Source organism: Lentzea sp. (genome assembly GCF_035525475.1).
Classification (GTDB): domain Bacteria; phylum Actinomycetota; class Actinomycetes; order Mycobacteriales; family Pseudonocardiaceae; genus Lentzea.
Genome location: NZ_DATLEC010000145.1, coordinates 1 through 17,566, shown reverse-complemented (window position 1 = coordinate 17,566; position 17,566 = coordinate 1). Strand labels below are relative to the sequence as shown.

At 70.1% G+C, this 17,566-nt stretch carries 19 protein-coding genes; 6 read left to right on the top strand and 13 right to left on the bottom strand.

Features of this window, described 5'->3' with window-relative positions; genetic code table 11:
• Positions 1 to 3: 3 nt before the first annotated feature.
• Together serS and VM306_RS24060 are read right to left on the bottom strand one after the other, a co-directional pair.
• Positions 4 to 1,257, bottom strand: coding sequence for a serine--tRNA ligase (gene serS, locus VM306_RS24065; protein WP_325518859.1), 1,254 nt, complete (start codon positions 1,255 to 1,257; stop codon positions 4 to 6).
• Between the two features lie 165 nt (positions 1,258 to 1,422).
• Complete coding sequence (locus tag VM306_RS24060) at positions 1,423 to 2,256, bottom strand: NAD(P)H-binding protein (protein ID WP_325518857.1); 834 nt, start codon at positions 2,254 to 2,256, stop codon at positions 1,423 to 1,425.
• 86 nt (positions 2,257 to 2,342) lie between these two features.
• Between VM306_RS24060 and VM306_RS24055 the strand changes: the two genes are divergently transcribed.
• Positions 2,343 to 3,023, top strand: a complete 681-nt coding sequence (locus VM306_RS24055) for a helix-turn-helix domain-containing protein (RefSeq protein ID WP_325518855.1) — start codon at positions 2,343 to 2,345, stop codon at positions 3,021 to 3,023.
• 27 nt (positions 3,024 to 3,050) lie between these two features.
• Here VM306_RS24055 and VM306_RS24050 read toward each other — a convergent pair whose 3' ends face one another.
• From VM306_RS24050 to VM306_RS24040, 3 genes are read right to left on the bottom strand one after another with little or no spacing between them, the layout of a single operon-like run.
• On the bottom strand, positions 3,051 to 3,500 hold the full coding sequence (locus tag VM306_RS24050; protein WP_325518853.1) for a DUF350 domain-containing protein: 450 nt from the start codon (positions 3,498 to 3,500) through the stop codon (positions 3,051 to 3,053).
• Between the two features lie 22 nt (positions 3,501 to 3,522).
• Positions 3,523 to 4,686 (bottom strand): glutathionylspermidine synthase family protein, encoded by a 1,164-nt coding sequence (locus tag VM306_RS24045; protein WP_325518851.1) that lies wholly within the window; start codon positions 4,684 to 4,686, stop codon positions 3,523 to 3,525.
• Positions 4,687 to 4,692: 6 nt separating this feature from the next.
• On the bottom strand, positions 4,693 to 5,328 hold the full coding sequence (locus VM306_RS24040) for a hypothetical protein (protein WP_325518849.1): 636 nt from the start codon (positions 5,326 to 5,328) through the stop codon (positions 4,693 to 4,695).
• Positions 5,329 to 5,521: 193 nt separating this feature from the next.
• Between VM306_RS24040 and VM306_RS24035 the strand changes: the two genes are divergently transcribed.
• Complete coding sequence (locus VM306_RS24035; protein ID WP_325518847.1) at positions 5,522 to 6,541, top strand: septum formation family protein; 1,020 nt, start codon at positions 5,522 to 5,524, stop codon at positions 6,539 to 6,541.
• Complete coding sequence (locus tag VM306_RS24030; RefSeq protein WP_325518845.1) at positions 6,538 to 6,888, top strand: metallopeptidase family protein; 351 nt, start codon at positions 6,538 to 6,540, stop codon at positions 6,886 to 6,888. The genes VM306_RS24035 and VM306_RS24030 overlap by 4 nt, the downstream gene beginning before the upstream one ends.
• Here the strand turns inward: VM306_RS24030 and VM306_RS24025 are convergent.
• Positions 6,885 to 7,487, bottom strand: coding sequence for a TetR/AcrR family transcriptional regulator (locus tag VM306_RS24025; protein WP_325518843.1), 603 nt, complete (start codon positions 7,485 to 7,487; stop codon positions 6,885 to 6,887). The genes VM306_RS24030 and VM306_RS24025 overlap by 4 nt on opposite strands.
• 66 nt (positions 7,488 to 7,553) lie before the next feature.
• Between VM306_RS24025 and VM306_RS24020 the strand changes: the two genes are divergently transcribed.
• A complete protein-coding gene (locus VM306_RS24020; RefSeq protein WP_325518841.1) occupies positions 7,554 to 8,336 on the top strand; it encodes an MBL fold metallo-hydrolase in 783 nt (260 codons plus the stop codon).
• Here VM306_RS24020 and VM306_RS24015 read toward each other — a convergent pair.
• Positions 8,333 to 8,926: a histidine phosphatase family protein gene (locus VM306_RS24015; protein ID WP_325518839.1), complete on the bottom strand. Its 594-nt coding sequence runs from the start codon at positions 8,924 to 8,926 to the stop codon at positions 8,333 to 8,335. The two genes, VM306_RS24020 and VM306_RS24015, sit on opposite strands and share 4 nt — an antisense overlap.
• Complete coding sequence (gene pheA / locus VM306_RS24010) at positions 8,923 to 9,813, bottom strand: prephenate dehydratase (protein WP_325518837.1); 891 nt, start codon at positions 9,811 to 9,813, stop codon at positions 8,923 to 8,925. Before pheA ends, VM306_RS24015 begins: the two co-directional genes overlap by 4 nt.
• Before the next feature lie 109 nt (positions 9,814 to 9,922).
• Between pheA and VM306_RS24005 the strand changes: the two genes are divergently transcribed.
• On the top strand, positions 9,923 to 10,489 hold the full coding sequence (locus tag VM306_RS24005) for a macro domain-containing protein (RefSeq protein ID WP_414672440.1): 567 nt from the start codon (positions 9,923 to 9,925) through the stop codon (positions 10,487 to 10,489).
• Positions 10,490 to 10,533: 44 nt separating this feature from the next.
• Here the strand turns inward: VM306_RS24005 and VM306_RS24000 are convergent, their stop codons facing one another.
• Entirely contained in the window at positions 10,534 to 11,028 is a 495-nt protein-coding gene (locus VM306_RS24000; protein ID WP_325518835.1) for a GNAT family N-acetyltransferase, read from the bottom strand.
• A gap of 61 nt (positions 11,029 to 11,089) precedes the next feature.
• Between VM306_RS24000 and VM306_RS23995 the strand changes: the two genes are divergently transcribed.
• Complete coding sequence (locus VM306_RS23995) at positions 11,090 to 11,707, top strand: response regulator transcription factor (protein WP_325518833.1); 618 nt, start codon at positions 11,090 to 11,092, stop codon at positions 11,705 to 11,707.
• Here VM306_RS23995 and VM306_RS23990 read toward each other — a convergent pair.
• From VM306_RS23990 to VM306_RS23975, 4 genes are all read right to left on the bottom strand, one after another.
• Complete coding sequence (locus VM306_RS23990; RefSeq protein ID WP_325518831.1) at positions 11,685 to 12,791, bottom strand: GAF domain-containing sensor histidine kinase; 1,107 nt, start codon at positions 12,789 to 12,791, stop codon at positions 11,685 to 11,687. The two genes, VM306_RS23995 and VM306_RS23990, sit on opposite strands and share 23 nt — an antisense overlap.
• 5 nt (positions 12,792 to 12,796) lie before the next feature.
• The gene (gene cydD, locus VM306_RS23985) at positions 12,797 to 15,790 is read right to left on the bottom strand and encodes a thiol reductant ABC exporter subunit CydD (RefSeq protein ID WP_325518829.1); all 2,994 of its coding nucleotides are present in this window, start codon (positions 15,788 to 15,790) and stop codon (positions 12,797 to 12,799) included.
• A gap of 20 nt (positions 15,791 to 15,810) precedes the next feature.
• Positions 15,811 to 16,776 carry a cytochrome d ubiquinol oxidase subunit II gene (gene cydB, locus VM306_RS23980; RefSeq protein WP_325518827.1) on the bottom strand — a complete coding sequence of 322 codons (966 nt, stop codon included), beginning with the start codon at positions 16,774 to 16,776 and terminating at the stop codon, positions 15,811 to 15,813.
• Between the two features lie 12 nt (positions 16,777 to 16,788).
• On the bottom strand, positions 16,789 to 17,566 hold a 778-nt coding region (locus VM306_RS23975; RefSeq protein ID WP_325518825.1), incomplete at its 5' end, for a cytochrome ubiquinol oxidase subunit I.

The window sequence follows — 17,566 nt, the reverse complement described above, 5'->3', positions numbered from 1 at the left end:
CCCTCAGGCGGGCTTGAGCACGTCCAGGCCGCCCAGTAACGGCCGGAGCGCCTCCGGGACGACGACCGAGCCGTCGGCCTGCTGGTGGTTCTCCAGGATCGCGGCGATCCAGCGGGTGGTGGCCAGGGTGCCGTTGAGCGTGGCGGCGATCTGCGGCTTGCCGTGCTCGTCCCGGTCGCGGACGTTGAGCCGGCGGGCCTGGAACGTGGTGCAGTTCGAGGTCGACGTCAGCTCGCGGTAGGCCTGCTGGGTGGGGATCCACGCCTCGCAGTCGAACTTGCGCGCGGCCGACGTGCCGAGGTCGCCGGCGGCCGTGTCGATGACCCGGTAGGGCACCTCGATCTTGGCCAGCATCTCCTCTTCCCACGCCAGCAGCTTGGCGTGCTCGGCCTCGGCGTCCTCGGGCCTGACGTAGGAGAACATCTCGACCTGGTTGAACTGGTGCACCCGGATGATGCCGCGGGTGTCCTTGCCGTACGACCCGGCCTCGCGCCGGTAGCACGACGACCAGCCCGCGTAGCGCCGTTCCCCGTCGAGGATCTCGTCCGCGTGGTACCCGGCGAGCGGCACCTCCGACGTGCCGACGAGGTACAGGTCGTCAGCGGGCAGGTGGTAGATCTCGCTGGAGTGCGCACCCAGGAACCCGGTCCCGGCCATGATCTCCGGCCGCACGAGCGTGGGCGTGATCATCAGCTCGAACCCGCTGGCCGTGGCCTGAGCAGCCGCCATGTTGAGCAGCGCGAGCTCGAGCTGGGCACCGACACCCTTGAGGAAGTAGAACCGCGACCCGCCGACCTTGGCGCCGCGCTCCATGTCGATGGCACCGAGCCGGGTGCCGAGGTCGAGGTGGTCCAACGGCTCGAAGTCGAACTCGCGCGGCTCACCGACGTGCTTGACGACGCGGAAGTCGTCCTCACCACCGACGGGCGCGTCCGGGTGCACCAGGTTGGGAATCCTGGTCAGCAACGAGTTGACCTCGTCCGAGGTGGCGTGCTGCTCGGCCTCGGCGGCCTTGACCTCGGCGGCCAGGTCCTTGGCCTTGACGAGCAGAGCGGTCTTCTCGTCACCCTTGGCCTTGCCGACCTCCTTGCCGAGCACCTTCTGCTCGGCACGCAGGGTGTCCGCACGGGAGATGGCGCCGCGCCGGCGCTCGTCAGCGGACAGCAGGGAGTCGACGACGCCCTCGTCCTCGCCACGGGCACGCTGCGAAGCGCGCACGATCTCCGGGTTCTCGCGCAACACCTTGAGGTCAATCACCTGGAGAAGGGTAGTCCCCACCGCTGTCGCGCTTCACGCGGATATCCGGTTCGCGCTGTTCAACGGATGAGGGCGTGACACCGTTGGAACGGTGGGGGTGTGTTGTGGATGATCGGGAGAACTGGGTGGCGGCTGTCGCGCTCGTGGCCCGCCTGTGGCGGGCGTTCAGCGCGAAACGGTCCTCGTAGGCCCGAACGCGTCCCGGTGGTCGCGGACCCAGGTCGCGAACGTGGTGGCGGGGCGCCCCAGGATGCGCGGCACGTCCTCGGTCAGGACGGCGTTGTGCCCGGCCCTGGCCCAGGCCATGCCGGTGACGGCGGCATCCACGGCCGCCTCCGGCGTGCCGTGGCGCAGCATCTGCTCCCGCACGACGTCGAGGGGGACGTCCACCGTGGTGACGGGACGTTCCAGGACCGACTCCAGGACGGCGGCCTGGTCGGGGAGGCTCAGCAGATCCGGACCCGTCAGGGTGTACGTCCGGCCGGCGTGGCCCCGCGTGGTCAGCACCTCCGCCGCCACGGCGGCCACGTCGCGCGGGTCGACGACGCCCTGGGTCGCTGTGCCGGTCGTGTTGTGGACGGGGTTCGCGAACCGCAGGACGTTCGAGGCGAAGCTGGAGGGGCGGAGCACCGTCCAGCTCAGGCCGCTGGACCGCACCGCCTGCTCGGCCTCCTGGTGCCAGGCGCCGACGACCCGGTCGCCGAACGTCTCGCCGGTGCCGATCGCGGACAGCTTCACGACGGTGGTCACGCCCGCCGACCTCGCGGCTTCGAGCATCGCCAAGTCGTGGCGCGAGGTGGGGGAAGCGGGCGCGGTGAGCAGGAAGACCGCCCGCACGCCCGTCACCGCCGCCGCCAGCGAGGAGGGGTCGTCGAAGTCGGCGGGGAAGAGGTCGGCGCCGGGGTTGCGGGACATGGCGCGGACCGCCTCGCCGCGGGCGGTCAACCGGCGGGCCAGGTGGCTTCCGACGGTTCCGGTGGCACCGGTGATCAGGATCATGGGGGCGACGCTGCCACCGCGACCGGCCCCGCGGCTTGGAAGTTTCGGCACAGCACCGGCGCGACGGGCGTGTCTACTGTGGCGGCATGGGGGTGGACGAGCGCACCGTCGAGGTGCCCGCGAGCTTGCGGGCGTGGATCTCTGAGATCGGCGTCGCCGCAGTCGTCGAGGACGGGCTCACGGTGCTCGACGAACCCGATCACGCCACCACGCTGGTCCTGCGCGTGGTGCCCGGTCGCGGCAGTGAGCTCGTGGTCATGGGGCCGCGCACGCGGGCCCGCTACCACGTGGGCGAGGTGGGCCCGTGGTGCGTCCGGGCCAGGATCCACACCGGTCGGGCCCGGAGCCTGCTCGGCCGTCCCGCCCACGAGCTCGTCGACCGGGTGCTGCCCTTCGAGGGGTTCCGGGGCGGGCGGGGTGACCCCCGGCGGGACGAGCTCCTGCGCGAAGCCGTCACGGTGCTGGCCGGCGGTCACGAGGGCGTGGCGGCGGCCGCGCGACGGCTCAACGTCAGCGAGCGCCACCTGCGCGGGCTCTTCCTCGACGGCGTCGGCGTGTCGCCCAAGCACTTCGCCCGGATCGACCGGATGCGGACCGTGCTCGCCCAGGACCGTCCGCTGGCCGAGCTGGCGGCCGACGCCGGCTTCTACGACCAGGCACACCTGACCGGCGAGTTCCGCAGGCTCATGGGCGTCCCGCCCGCCGCGTTCCGCCGGGGTGAGCTGCCCGCCGCCACCCCCTGTCACGCAAGAGGACCCGGCGCCTGAGCACCGGGTCCCCTCGACCGGGACGATCTAGTAGATCGCGAACGCCACCACAAGCCCGAGCGCCATGTGAGCAGCCGCCACAACGACGGACGCAGGCGCGAACCGGTCAGACTCGATGATCGACCCGATGTCCAGCCGGGTCACCCACTCCAGCAGCCGCACAGCCGCCACCTGCACGATGATGCCGACGACGCCGTAGATCAGCGAAGTCAGCAGCCCTTCATCGAGCTTCCCGACAGCGCTGAGAATGGCGACGACCACGATGAACGCCATCGAGACGAGACCGGAGGCGGTCACGATCACGGCGTTGGGCGCGCCGTTGCGGACCAGGATCGACAGCTTGCCCGGCGTCGTCCAGTCGATCGCGTAGAAGCCGAACACCATGAGGACCAGACCGACGACGGCGTACAGCGCGATCGCGCCGATGCCCCGGCCGATCGCCGAGCCGAAGCCGGGCTCCAACGCGAGCTCGTACATGTGCTGTTTCCCTTTCGGAGTCTTACTCGACAATTCGATGCGGCACGAACGCCGCGCCATCGTCGGTCACGAGACCGACTGTTTCCCGGATGCCGAGGCCTGCCGACGTGTCGCCGACGACCCAGGCTCCCAACGCGGGGCGGTAGCCGTCGAAGTCCGGAAGCGGATCGAACAGCTGGTAGACGAAACCCTCTTTGCCGTACACGCCGCCGGTCTGCGTCTCGTAGCCCGGGGCGACGATCTGGATGTTCGCCCCCTCACGGCCGAGCAGCGGCTTGCGCACGTACTCGGTGAGCATGCCGGGGTCGTTCAGGTAGGCCGGGAGCAGGTTGGGGTGGCCGGGGTGCATCTCCCACAGGATCGCGAGCAGCGCCTTGTTGGAGAGCAGCATCTTCCACAGCGGCTCGACCCACAGCGTGCTGGGCAGCGACTCGACGGCGTTGCGGCCGAACTGCTCCTCGACCACCCACTCCCACGGGTAGAGCTTGAACACCGTGCCCATCGGGGCCTCTTCGAGGTCGACGAACCGGTTGAGCAGCGTGTCCCAGCCGATGTCCTCCATCGCGATGCCGACCGTGTTCAGGCCGGCCTCGGCGGCCGTCTCCTGCAGGCAGGCGATCGTGAGGTGGTCCTCGCCGGACGGGTCGGCGCTCGACCAGCTGAAGTGCAGCTCGCTGGACGGGAGCTTGGCGCCGATCTCGGTCCAGCGCTCGACCAGGCGTTCGTGCAGCGAGTTCCACTGGTCGTCGTCCGGGAAGACGTCGGTCTTCCAGTACCACTGGATGTAGGCGGCCTCCAGCAGCGACGTGGGGGTGTCCGCGTTGTACTCGAGCAGCTTGGCCGGGCCGGACCCGTCGTAGCGCAGGTCGAAGCGGCCGTAGACGTGCGGGTCGCGGCGCCGCCACGACTCGGCGATGTGCGGCCACACCCACTCGGGGATGCCGAAGTCCCGGTAGCGCTCGGTGAGCACGACGTTGTCCACGGCATCGAGGCACATGGAGTGGAGGAGCTCGACGTCCGCTTCGAGCGAGAGGATCTCGCTCATCTCGAACACGTAGTGCACGGACTCGTCCCAGTACGGCCGGTCGGCGCCGTTCGCGTACTTCGCGGGCAGACCGAACACCAGTCCCTGGTCGGAGACCGTCCGCTGCCAGTTCGGCCGCGGCGGTGAGGTGTCACGACGCAACTGCGCTCAGCCTCCGCTGCTCTTCGAGCCGCTGCTGACGCCGAAGCCGCCGCGTTGCACCGACGTGCCCGACTTGGTCGTGACGTTCGCACCCTTGGGGATCGTGTAGCTGCCGCCGACGGCCTTCTGCCCGACAGAGCCGGACGCGCCGTAGTTGTAGCGGTACGACGAGCCGCCGATGTAGATGAAGCCGCCGCTCGAGTACCCGCCGTGGCCGCGGTAGTACGACTCGTCGCAGTAGTCGTCGTCGACGATCACGTTGTTCGAGTCGGTGCACTGCGCCGTGACGTTCTTCGGGCTCGCCGCCGCGTACCAGATCGCGACCAGCGCGATCACGCCCACGGTGACACCGCCACCGATGAGCAGGCGCTTGCGGGTCTTGCGCTTCTTCTCGAAGGCGGCGGACTCGGCTGCGAACTGCTCCTGCTGCGCTTTGAGCGCCGCGGCGCGGGCACGCTGCTCGGCGACCGTCGGCTGGCGCGGCTGGGTCACGCCGGCCTGCTGCTGCCGCACCTTGCCCTTGGTGGGCTTCTGCGGAACAGGCTGGTTCGACCCCGGCGCCTGCTGGTACGGCGGCGGTTGTTGCGGCGGTCCCGACTGCGGCGTCGGCCGGCCGGGCTCTGGCAGGTTGTTGTCAGTCATCACCACTCCCGCGGGCAAGGTACCTAGCGAGACGACACATATGCCGCCGATTCAGTGACGAGTGTCCTAAAAGCAACACTCGAACCCAACCCGGCGCACAGCCGTCTCACACGGCACGGGCATCATGGATGAGATGTCTCCGAGCGCCGGTTGGTTGAGTCGATCTCGTCACATCCGCGACACGCGGCTTGTGATGGTCGGCGCTTTCGTGGGCGCGTTCGCCCTGCTGATGCTCTCCGCGTTCACCTCCGTGCTCTCCGGCGGACCGATCGGAACCAAGCGCGAACTGGTCAACGCCGCGTACCAGGCCGCCGCCGGCGAGTGCCTGAACTGGGAAAAGGTCGATCTGTCCGACGCGCAGAAGGTCGACTGCTCGGCGGCGCACAAGTTCGAGGTGACCGGCACGGCGGACATCACGGCCGCGTACCCGAAGGAAGCGCCGTTTCCGAACGCCGAGGCCTGGGAGAAGATCGCGCAGGAGAACTGCGCCCAGGCCGCGACCACCTACATGGCGGGCAAGCTCGACCCGAAGGGCAAGTACGGCGTCAGCACCCTGAACCCGGACGAGCACCGGTGGTCGAGCGGTTACCGTCAGTTGCGGTGCGGCCTCCAGGTCACCGCACCCTCCGGCGCCGCCCTGCCGTCGTACGGCAGCGCGAAGACGCAGGACCAGTCGGCCGTGTACGACCCCGGCGTGTGCGTCGCGCTCGGTGAGAACAACACGGTCGGTGACCCGATCGACTGCGCCCAGCCGCACGCGTTCGAGATCATCGGCGTCGTGCAGCACCCCGAGGGGCCGTTCCTGGCGCCGGAGCAGCAGGACGCCGTGATGTCGGAGAAGTGCGCGGCGATCGCCACCGACTACACCGGCGGTGCCGACCTGAAGGCCAAGAACCTGCTGTTCACGTGGGACACGCGGGCGGAGGAGAGCTGGGCCGTCGGCTCCCGCAAGGCCAACTGCAAGATCGGCGCCGTCCCCCAGGGCAACAACCTGGTGGCGTGGAAGGACAGCGTCCGCAACCCCAACGGCGCCCCGCTGACCACGTCGAACCCGCCGCAGACCACCTCGGTCAGGCCGCAGGACGAGCCGACCGGCGCCCCGCTGCACTCCGAGTCGGGCCAGCCGCCCTCGGAGTCCGGCAAGCCGTCGGACTCGGGCAAGCCCGACAAGCCGTCCTCGAGCGCCCCCACGACGACGTCCGAGAACCGATGACCGTCGAGATGACCAGGGCCCGCTTCGAGGAGCTGGTCGAGGAGGCGCTGGACCTGGTCCCGCCGGAGTTCACGCACGCGATGAGCAACGTCGTGGTGCTCGTCGAGGACCGCAACCCGGACGAGCCGTCGCTGCTGGGCCTCTACCAGGGCATCGCGCTGACCGAGCGCTCCACCGACTACGGCGGCACGCTGCCCGACCACATCTTCATCTACCGCGAGGCGATCCTCGACATCTGCGACACCGAGGAGGACGTCGTGGAGGAGGTCACCATCACCGTGGTGCACGAGATCGCGCACCACTTCGGGGTGGACGACGCGCGACTGCACGAACTGGGCTGGGGTTAGGTCTGATCCAGCGCTCGGCTGATCGCCCGGCGCGCCCTGCCCACGGCCGCCTCGTCGTGCTGGAGCTGCATCGCCGCGTTCAACGCCAGCCCGGCCGCCAGGATCTCGAACAGCGCCTGCTCGACGTCGAACCGCGCCGGCAGCTCACCGGACGCCACCGCCGTGACCAGGTCCGACCGCAGCTGCCCCTGCCAGCGCGACCACACCTCGGCCACCGCGTCGCGGACCGCGCCGGGCCGGCCGTCGAACTCGCTCACAGCAGCGGTCATCAGGCAGCCGCCGGGCAGCAACGGCTCGGCGAGGTAGTCGACGGAGTTCGCGCACACCACGCGCAGGCGGCGCAGGCCGGGTGGCTCCGCCAGCGCGGGTTCGACCACGCGGTGCCAGAAGTCGACGAACGCCTTGTCCAGGGTGGAGATCTGCAAGGTCTCCTTGGTGCCGAAGTGCTTGTGCACCCCGGACTTGCTCATCTCCAGCTCCTCGGCGAGACGGCCGATGGTGATGCCTTCGAGGCCTTCCTCCGAGGCGATCTCGGCGGCCCGGCGCAGGATCCGGCCTCGGGTCAGCTGCGCCTCGGCCGCGGAGCGTCGCGGTGACATGCAGACAGCTTAGCGTACGTGCGTTCGCTATTGATTTGGAGAACGATCGTACGCTAAGTTTCGCCCATGCGAGTGAGACGACTGGGCTGGGCCGGGGTGGAGATCGAGGCACGGGGAGAACGGCTGGTGATCGACTACGTGCAGGACCTGTCGCCGCTGTTCACGGGCTGGCAACCGGGCATCGGGCTCACGCGGCCCGGCGGGGAGGTGAGCGCCGCGCTGGTCACGCACCTGCACCGCGACCACACCGACGCGACGGCGCTCGCGGAGGTGCTCACGTCAGGAGCACCGGTCCTCCGGCCGGCGCGCGGGTACGGGGACGACGTGGACAACGTGGCGACGTTGCTGAGCGAGCGCGAGCTGGTCGAGCACGACCTGGCAGCGCAGGCGCTGACCACCTGGGACGAGCGCGAGATCGGACCGTTCGAGGTCACGGCGGTGCCGTCGATCGACGGGCTGGGCGATCCGCAGCTCAACTGGGTGGTCGAGGCGGACGGGCAGCGGGTCTTCCACGGCGGCGACACGATGTTCCACGGCTGGTGGTGGCTGGTCGCGCGCCGCTTCAGCCCGTTCGACGTGGCGTTCCTGCCGGCCAACGGCGCGGTGGTCGACGCGCCGCACCTGCAGCCGCCGAGCCCCGTGGCCGCGGCGATGGACCCGTTCCAAGCCGCGGCGGCGGCGAAGATCCTCGGCGCCGGGCACGCCGTGCCGATGCACTACGAGACCGGGCAGCCGGTGAAGCTGCCCGGTTACGTCGAGGTCGCCGACCCGGAGAACGACTTCCGCGCACACGCCGGGTCACGCGCACACGTGCTGAAGGTCGGCGAGTGGCTGGACCTGGACGGTTAGATCTCCACGCCCGCCCACGAGCGGCACACCCAGCCGTCGCCGTCGGACTCCAGGACCACGACGCCGGTGTTCGGCAGCAGGTTCTCGGCCAGTTCCACCGGGATGTTCGACGCCAGCGCCAGCGCGCCCATCCGGCCCGCGCCGCCGTGGGTCACGACGACGACCGTGCCGTCCTGGCGGATCGACTCGATCGCGGCCAGGAACCGGTCCAGGACCTGCTGCCCGGTCTCGCCGTCGCCGGGGAACGACACGTCCAAGGCACCTTCTGCCCACCGGATCACGGTGTCGAGGTAGGTCTTGTACGCCTCGGTGTCGTTGCGGCCTTCCAGGGCACCGACCTGGATCTCGTGGATGCCCTCGAGGATCTGGACGGGCAGGCCGAAGCGCTCGGCGGTCGGGGCGGCGGTCTGCTGGGCGCGCAGGCCGATGCTCGCGTAGACGGCGGTGACCGACTCGCCCGCGAGCAGGTCGGCCAGCTCACGGGCCTGCTTGTGCCCCAGCTCCGTCAGCGGGGGGCCCGGCATGGCCGTGTCCAGCCTGCGTTCGATGTTCGACGCCGTCTCACCGTGCCTGACCAGCAGCAACCTCACCCGCGCTCGCCCTTTCTGACAGCATCGACCCAGGAGGCGGCTGCGGCGAACTCGTCGTTGCGAGCCTCGGAGGGCTCGTGGTCGGCCTTCGGGAAGGACCCGAGGAACCTGATCTCGTGCGAGTGTCGGTGCAGCGCGGCCAGCGCGTCACCGATCCTCGGTTCTGCGATGTGCCCCTCGACGTCGATGTAGAAGCGGTACGTCCCCAGTTTGCCCTTCGTGGGACGCGATTCGAGACCGGTGAGATTGATGCCACGCAGCGCGAGCTCCGTGAGCAGTTCGGACAGCACTCCCACGCGGTCCGGCGTGGTCACGACGACGCTCGTGCGGTCGGCCCCGGTCGGCTCGGGCAGCGAACCCGGCCGGCGCAGCAGCAGGAACCTCGTGCGCGCGTCGGGCACGTCGAGGACGTCCGTGGCGTACTCGTCCAGCTTGTAGTGGTGCACCGCCACGGGCGCGGTCACGGCGGCGTCGAACTCGCCCCGCTCGACGGCCGCGGCGGCCGCGGCGGTCGACGAGGTGGCGATCGAGGTGACGCCGGGCAGCTCGGCCGCGATCCACTCGCGGACCTGGGCCAGCGCGTGCGGGTGCGAGGCGATCGTGCGGATCTCCGGGGTGCCGGGACGGACCAGGACGCTGAAGCGGACGTCCAGCACGGTCTCGGCCACCGCGACGACCGGCTCGTCGCGCACGAGGGCGTCGAGCGTGGCCGGAACAGCCCCCTCGACGGAGTTCTCGATGGGCACGCACGCGAACTCGGTGTCGCCCTTGCGCAGCGCGGCGATGGCGAGCGGGATGGTCTCGGCGGGCACGAGCTCACCGTCGAACCGCATCGCGGCCTGCTCGGTGAAGGTTCCCTGTGGTCCGAAGTACGCAATGCGAGGCACGCCGCAAAGACTAGTGGCGTGGCATGGAACGCCGACTGTGTGTTTCACGCCTGTGTCAGCGTCCGAACCTGGGTTCCGCCAAGGCCGTTCGAACTGGAATGCTTGGGGCGTGCCCGCTCTAGCGCCTGAACTCGTGTTGTGCGCGGTCGACGACCCCATGGCGAACGCCTGGCTCGCCGTCGCGAACGGCCGCACCGGAGTACGGGTGCACCGGGGGTCCGTGCTGGACATCCACGCGCAGGCCATAGTCAGCCCCGCCAACTCGCAGGGCTGGATGCGCGGTGGCATCGACGCCGTCTACGCCACGGCCTTCCCCCAGGTCGAGAACAACGTCCGCAGCGCGGTCCTCGCCCTGCACGGCGGTGAGCTCCCGGTGGGCGAGGCGCAGATCGTGCCGACGGGCGAGACCGAGCCCGCGTGGCTGATCAGCGCGCCGACCATGCGCCTGCCCGGCGAACGGCTGCCCGTCGACACCGTCCACCCGTACCTGGCCGCACGGGCCGTGCTCAGGCTGTGGCTCGACGGACGCCTGGAGGACGGCACGCCGATCCGCGACGCCGTCCACACCATCGCGATGCCGGGGCTCGGCACCGGTGTCGGGGGCGTCGCGCCGTCCACGTGCGCCCACCAGGTCGCCGCCGCGTGGGACGAGTCGTTCAACCCGTTGCATGTGTAAGTATCTGTGCACAACCTGTGGACAACCGTGTGGACAGGTGTGGACTACTGCCGGGGCGCGACCCATCGTTCGAGGTCCAGCTCGTCCGTGATGGGGATGCCGAAATCCCCCACGGCCGGGATCTCGGGCTTGAGCTTGCGCGCCTCCCGCACCGCGTCGGGTCTCAACGCCGCCAGCTTGAACCCGCGGCGCTGGTAGAAGCGGATCGCGTCCAGGTTGTCGTTCGTGGTCGTCAGGCGCACGCGGTTGCAGCCGAGTGCGCGCGCCTGGCGAACCGCGGCGTCGACGAGCGCGGTGCCGACGCCGCGGCCCCGCCGCAGCGCGTCGACCGTGACGATTTCGAGCTGGTGGTTCGCCACCGCGTAGGTCAGCAGACCCAGCACGTGACCCTGCTTTTCCACGAGGAAGCCCGGCAGACTCGCGGGGAAGAACACCTCGCCGTGCGCGACGGCGGTGTGCGCGCCCCATAGCTCGAGGACCAGTCGAGCGACAACTATGCGATCTGCTTCCTCGACGGGCCTTACCGAGCCTTCTGCCATGACAAGAACTGTCTCAATCCGAGTCTCACTCAGGAACAGCCATTCGACGTACGGTGGATTCGTGCCAGTGCGCGTTTTGTTGGTTGACGATCACGAAGTGGTGCGCAGAGGACTGCGCGAGATGCTCGACGACGAGGAGGACATCTCGGTCATCGCCGAGGCGGGATCTGTCGGTGAGGCGATTGCCCGGGCCCGGAGGACGACGCCCGATGTGGCGGTTGTGGACGTTCAGCTGCCCGACGGCAGTGGTGTCGACCTTTGCCGTTCACTGCGCGACCTCGGAATCCGCTGCCTGGTGCTGACCGCCTTCGACGACGAGGAGGCGCTGGTCGGGGCCATCATGGCCGGGGCGTCGGGATATCTGCTCAAACAGGTCCGCGGCCAGGACGTCGTCACGGCGGTGCGCGAAGTCGCGGCAGGACGGTCCCTTCTGGACCCCGCCACCACAAGCCGGGTACTCGAACGGATGCGCAATCCCGCCCCGGTTGGCCTCACCGACCAGGAACAGCGCGTGCTCGAACTCATCGGTGAGGGCCTGACGAACCGCCAAATCGGTGAACGGTTGTTCCTCGCGGAGAAGACCGTGAAGAACTACGTGACGTCCGTGCTCTCCAAACTGGGCATGGAACGGCGCACGCAAGCCGCCGCATGGGTGGCTAAACGGGGACGGACCAGGTGAGCGTCGTCCCGTTCGGCGAACTCACGACGCGGAAATCGCCACTCGCCGCCTTCGCCCGTTCCGCGAGGTGCCGCAATCCGCGTTGAGTGACGCCCGACGGGATGCCACATCCGTTGTCCGCGACACGCAGCAGCAGATGCTTCTCGTCGCGCCGTACGTCGATCTGGACGTTCGTCGCACCTGAGTGGCGCACGACGTTCGACAACGCCTCGCGCAACGCCGCCCGTGCGTCGTCGGCGTGCTTGCGCGGCACGTTCGCCAGGTCGCCGGCCACGTGCAGGCGCGGTGAGAACCCGAGCAGCTCCCCGGCCGTGCGGACCTCGGCCTTGATCGAGTCGTGCAGGTCGGCCGAGTCGGCCGGGTCGGTGTTGCGCAGCTTGCGAACGGTCGCGCGGACCTCGGCGATCGTCTCGTCGACCAGGTCGACGGCTTCGTTGATCCGGGCGCGCTGGCCGGAGTCGAGGTTCTTGCCCAGCCGCCGCTCCAGCAGGCTGAGCTGCACCCCGGCGCCGTAGAGGCGCTGGATGATCACGTCGTGCAGGTCGCGGGCGATGCGTTCGCGCTCTTCGTAGACCGCGACGCGCTGCCGTGCGGTGAAGCCCTCCGACAGCACCACGGCGAGACCGGCCTGGGCCGCGAACGCCGTCAGCACGTCCACCGTCTCCTGCGTGAACGGCGGCTTGTCGCGCCTGCGGTAGACGGCCAGCGCGCCGATCTTGCGGTCCGACGTGCCGAACGGCGCCACCGCGAACGGCCCGTAGCTCCGCAGGGCCTGCGGCACGTACGGGGCCGTGCGCGGGTCGTTCGTGACGTCGTCGGCCATCACCGGGACGCCGGTCCGCGCGGCCTTGGCGGCGGCGCTGCGCGGGCTGAGCACGGCGACGACCGGCTCTCCGCTGGACGCCTCGACGGTCAGCGTGCCGTCGTCCTCCGCGGTGGCGAGCATGGCCAGCCCGAGGTCGGCGTCCGCGATCTCCGCGGCCGCCTCCACCACGAGCCGCAGCACGTTCTCCGGGTCTTCCAGCGCCGCCGACGTGATCTCGGTCGACGCGACGAGCACGCGCCGCGCCAGGGAGGGGTCCATGGTCCTCAACGGTAGGCGGGCGTGCCGAGGTTCAGCACGAGGTCCGCCCGCGCGGCCTCGTCGGGCCGGTGGGTGATGTGCAAGATCGTCCTGCGGTCGCGCCGGAGCTGGTCCAGGAGCTTGCGCGCGGTCGGTTCGTCGAGGTGCGCGGTGGGTTCGTCGAGCAGCACCACGTCGGCGTCGTGCAGCAACGCACGCGCCAAGGCGAGCCGTTGCGCCTCACCGCCCGACACCTGGTCGGGCCGGATCACCGTGTCGAGCCGGTCCACCCACTCCGGCAGGCACGCCTGCCGCAGGGCTTCCCGAAGAGCCTCGTCGTCGTGCCGGCCCGACATCCGCAGGTTCTCCCTCACGGTCGTGCTGACCAGCATCGGCTCCTGCGGGCACCAGGTGGCGCGCGGCAGCTCCACGATCCCGCGTTCGGCCGGCAGGAAGCCCAGGAGCAGCGCGAACAGCGTCGACTTGCCGCTGCCCGACGGTCCGACGATCGCGACGTGCGTGCCGGGCTCGACGGTGAGGTGCAGGTCGCGCAACGTCGGCTCGGTCGCTCCCGGCCAGCGGACGTCCACGTTCTCCAGCCGGATCCGCCGACCGCGCGGCACCTCGAGACGGTCCGGAGCGTCGAACTGCAGCCGGGCGCTCGCCTCGCGCAACGCCCTGCGCTGCTGGGCGGCCGGCGGCAGCGCGGCCAGCGGTTCGGCGAGCGCGAGCGGGACCAGGCCCAGCACCGGGTTGCCGGTCGTGGCGCAGACCAGGGCCGCCGCGCCGGTCGCCAGCAGCATGATCGCCGTGGCGGCGCCCGTGCCAAACGCTTGCCTGCGGGTCTGGGCAGCCAGGTCGACGTCCTCGGCGTGGAGCCGGTCCAGCAGGCGGTGGTGGGCGTCGTGGGCGATGAGGTCCGGCGCGGCGGTGAGTGCGTTGATCGTGTCGAGGGCGACCTTGCGACGGCCTCGGGCGAGCTTGGTGCTGGCCCGGCGTTCGGTCCACACGGCTACGGCAGGGGCGCCGAGGCCCGCCGCGAGCAACAGACCGCCCAGCGCCAGCGCGGCCATCGGGTCGATGAACGCGAACAGGATCGTGGTCGCGATACCCGCGCCGATCGCCACGACGGGCGGGACGAGCACACGCGGCACGAGGTCGCGCACGGTGTCCGTGTCCTCGACGAGCCGTTGCAGGCCATCACGCCGTTGCGTCCGCACGAGCCGCAACCACAGCTTGGCGCGCAGGTCCGTCGCGAGCTTGAACGCCTCGTGGTGCGTGACCAGCCGTTCGACGTACCGGAGCACGCCCTTGCTCAGCGCGAACGTCCGCACGCCCACGACCAGCACCGACAGCGTCAGGATCGGCGGCATCTCGGCGGCACGCGCGATCAGGTGAGCCGCCAGCGCGGTGAGCGCGATGCCGGCCAGGGTCGCCAGCACGCCCAACCCCGCGCCCTTCCACGGAACAGGCAGGCGCTTCGGCCGTTCCTGCTGCGTCTCCTCGGTGACGACCCTGGCGAACGTCTCGTCCTCGGTCGCCTCCTTGTCGCGGTGCGAGGCGAGGACGACGGCCGCCGTGTCGCTTGCTCTCTTGATCGCTTTGTCGACTTTGCGACTTGTCACCGGGTCGAGGTGCGCGGTCGGTTCGTCGAGCAACAACACCGTCGCGCCGTGGCGAACCCTCAGCAGGGCGCGCGCGACTGCGACGCGTTGGCGTTCACCGGTCGACAGATCCGTGATGTGACGGTCGAGCAGATGCTCCGCCACGACCTCGCGCGCGACCTCTTCGATGTCCTCGGCGTCGGGAACCGTCAGCTCCAGCTCGGCACGCGGGGTGGCGGCGGCGAACGCGGGCTTCTGCGGCACGTACGCGATGTCGCCGGCGACGAAAGCGGTGCCATCGGTCGGCTCCAGGAAGCCCAGGAGAACCTGGAACGTCGTCGACTTCCCCGCGCCGCTCACGCCTTCGAGTCGATGAATCTCCCCCGGCCGCACGTCGAAGCTGATGCCGTCCGGAGCGAACCCGCCCCGGCGGAGCACGCGGAGGTTGTCGACGTGGACCGAGCCGCCGGGCAGCCGCGGCCTCTGCGCGCCGTCGTGGCCGACGACCTCGGCGACCCGCCTGACCGCTTCCAGCCCGTCCTCGCTGGCGTGGTGAGCGGCGCCGGCCGCACGCAGCGGCAGGTAGCACTCCGGTGCCAGGATCAGCACGACCAGCGCGGTCATCAGCGTCATGTCGCCGTGCACGAGCCGGATGCCGATGCCGACCGCGATCAGCGCGACCGACAGCGAAGCGGCGATCTCCAGCACCAGCGCCGACAGGAACGCGATCTTCAACGTGCCCATCGTGGCCTTGCGGTGCTGCTCACCGATCTGCCGCACGGCCGAGGCCTGCTGCTCGGCACGACCGAACACCGTCAGCACCGGGAGGGCGCGGAGGAGTTCGAGCAGCTGGGCCGACAGCAGCTCGGTGACGTCGGCGGCCTTCTGCACGCGCTTCTCGGTGTACCAGCCGATCAAGGCGGCGAAGACCGGGATCAACGGCACGGTGACCGCGATCAGGACCGCCGACGGCCAGTCCGTGAAGAGGATCCACGCGCCGGCCAGCGGCGGCACGATCACCGCCGTGACCAGGGCGGGCAGGTAGCGGGTGAAGTACGCGTCGAGCGCGTCCAGGCCCTTCGTCGCGAGCACCGACAGCTCGGCCGTGCCGCGGTCCGCGATCCAGCCGGGGCCGCGTTCGAACGACTTGGCCAGCAGCTGGGTCCGCAGCTCCTCCTTCGCACCGGCGGCGGCACGAGCGGCGGCGGACTCCGTCGCCCACGACAGGCCTGCGCGCGCAAGGATCGCCACGGCCAGAAGGGGAAGGCCTTCACGGGTCGTGATGACCGACGCCAGCGCGACGGCCTGGGCGACGAGCGCCAGGGCGTTGAGGAACGCCAGCGCGCCCACCCCGACGAGGGCGCGCCTGGCGTTCCTGGAGAGCTGGGGCAGAGCTCCCAGCGGGCCTCGGTTCATCAGTGGGCCGTTCTCTCTCATCAGGCCGGGATGTGCCGGACGCCGATGCGCTTGCGGAACACCCAGTAGGTCCAGGCCTGGTAGACGAGCACCGCGGGCGTGCCGAAGCCGGCGACCCACGTCATCACCGTCAGCGTGTACGGGCTCGAAGCGCTGTTCGCGACCGTGAGCGACCACGCGTCGTTGAGCGTCGACGGCAGGACGTTCGGGTAGAGCGAGCCGAACAGGATCACGACGGTCGCCGCGATCGCGAGGCCCATCAAGGCGAACGACTGGCCGTCGCGGTTCGCGAGCAGCCGCCACATCGCCGCGGCGAGGACCAGCACGACCACGCCCGCCCACGCGCCGGCGACGATCGCCAGCAGCGCCACCAGCGGCAGCAACGCCACCGGCGCCATCGTCAAAGCGACGCGGCGGGCACGTTCGCGGATCTCGCCCTCGGTCTTCAAAGCGGTGAACACCGCGCCGTGCACCAGCGCGTAGCCCGCGAAGGCGAGCGCGCCGACCACCGTGTCGAACCGGAACGCCGCGAAGGCCGAGCCCACGCGGTCGCCGTTCGCGTCGATCGGCAGGCCGAGCACCGTCGTCGAGATCAGCAGGCCGACGCAGAGCGTGGCGATCCACGAGCCGGCGACGATCGTGACGTCCCACGCCTTGCGCCAGCGCGGGTTGTCGACCTTGCCGCGGTAGTCGAACGCGACCCCGCGGCCGATCAACGCGATGAGGAACAACGTCAGCGGCAGGTACGCGGCGCTCAGCAGCGCCGCATACCAGCCGGGGAAGGCCGCGAACGTGGCACCGATCGCGACGATGAGCCACACCTCGTTGCCGTCCCAGACCGGCCCGATGGTGTTGATCATGACCCGGCGTTCGGCGTTGTCGCGCCCCAGGACGGGCAGCAACATGCCGACGCCGAAGTCGAAACCTTCGAGGAACAGGTAGCCGAGCCACAGCACGGCGATCAGTACGAACCAGAGCGTTTCCACGTCGCCTCTCCCCTAGTACGCGAACGCCAGGGCGCCGTCGTCGGTCTTCTGCGGCAGTACGCCGGGAATCCCGCCTCTGACGTACTTGCGGATCAGGTAGAACTCCACGACCGCCAGCACGCTGTAGACCGTGGTCAGTGCGATCAGCGAGGTCAGGATCTCGCCGGGGGTCGCGGCACTGACCGCCTGCGCGGTGAACATCCAGACTCCGTCCACGCCCGTCGGGTTGGGCACGACCACGAACGGCTGCCGCCCCATCTCGGTGAAGATCCAGCCGAAGCTGTTGGCGAGGAAGGGAGTCGCGATGCCGGCGAGGCCGAGAACCGGGAACCACCATCCGGTGGGCGTCCGGTTCCTCCGCGTCAGCCACAGCATCAGGACACCCAGGCACGCCGAGATCCCGCCGAACCCGATCATCAGCCGGAAGCCCCAGTACGTCACCGGAAGCGCGGGCACGTAGTCGATCGGCTTGCCGCTGAGCTCGCCCAGCCGCGGGTCGACCGGGTAGTTGGTGCCGTACTTCTCCTGGTAGAGCGGGACAAGGTCCTGGATGCCCTTGACCTCGCTGGTCAAATCGTTGTGCGCCAGGAAGCTCAGCAGTGCGGGCACCGTGATGCTCTTGACGTTCTCGCAGTCGGGCCTGGTGACGTCGCCGATCGCGAAGATGCTGAAACTCGCGGGCTGCTCGGTGTGGCACAACGCTTCCGCGGCGGCCATCTTCATCGGCTGCTGCTCGAACATCAGCTTGCCCTGCATGTCACCGGTGACGCTGAGCGCCGCGAACGCGACC

Bases quoted from the DNA above. Each gene is read 5' to 3' on its own strand.
- VM306_RS24060 (WP_325518857.1), bottom strand. From the start codon at position 2,256: ATGATCCTGATCACCGGTGCCACCGGAACCGTCGGAAGCCACCTGGCC.
- VM306_RS24030 (WP_325518845.1), top strand. From the start codon at position 6,538: ATGACCGTCGAGATGACCAGGGCCCGCTTCGAGGAGCTGGTCGAGGAG.
- VM306_RS24055 (WP_325518855.1), top strand. From the start codon at position 2,343: ATGGGGGTGGACGAGCGCACCGTCGAGGTGCCCGCGAGCTTGCGGGCG.
- VM306_RS23990 (WP_325518831.1), bottom strand. From the start codon at position 12,791: ATGGACCCCTCCCTGGCGCGGCGCGTGCTCGTCGCGTCGACCGAGATC.
- VM306_RS24050 (WP_325518853.1), bottom strand. From the start codon at position 3,500: ATGTACGAGCTCGCGTTGGAGCCCGGCTTCGGCTCGGCGATCGGCCGG.
- VM306_RS24020 (WP_325518841.1), top strand. From the start codon at position 7,554: ATGCGAGTGAGACGACTGGGCTGGGCCGGGGTGGAGATCGAGGCACGG.
- VM306_RS24035 (WP_325518847.1), top strand. From the start codon at position 5,522: ATGGTCGGCGCTTTCGTGGGCGCGTTCGCCCTGCTGATGCTCTCCGCG.
- VM306_RS24025 (WP_325518843.1), bottom strand. From the start codon at position 7,487: ATGTCACCGCGACGCTCCGCGGCCGAGGCGCAGCTGACCCGAGGCCGG.
- VM306_RS24000 (WP_325518835.1), bottom strand. From the start codon at position 11,028: ATGGCAGAAGGCTCGGTAAGGCCCGTCGAGGAAGCAGATCGCATAGTT.
- VM306_RS24040 (WP_325518849.1), bottom strand. From the start codon at position 5,328: ATGACTGACAACAACCTGCCAGAGCCCGGCCGGCCGACGCCGCAGTCG.
- cydD (WP_325518829.1), bottom strand. From the start codon at position 15,790: ATGAACCGAGGCCCGCTGGGAGCTCTGCCCCAGCTCTCCAGGAACGCC.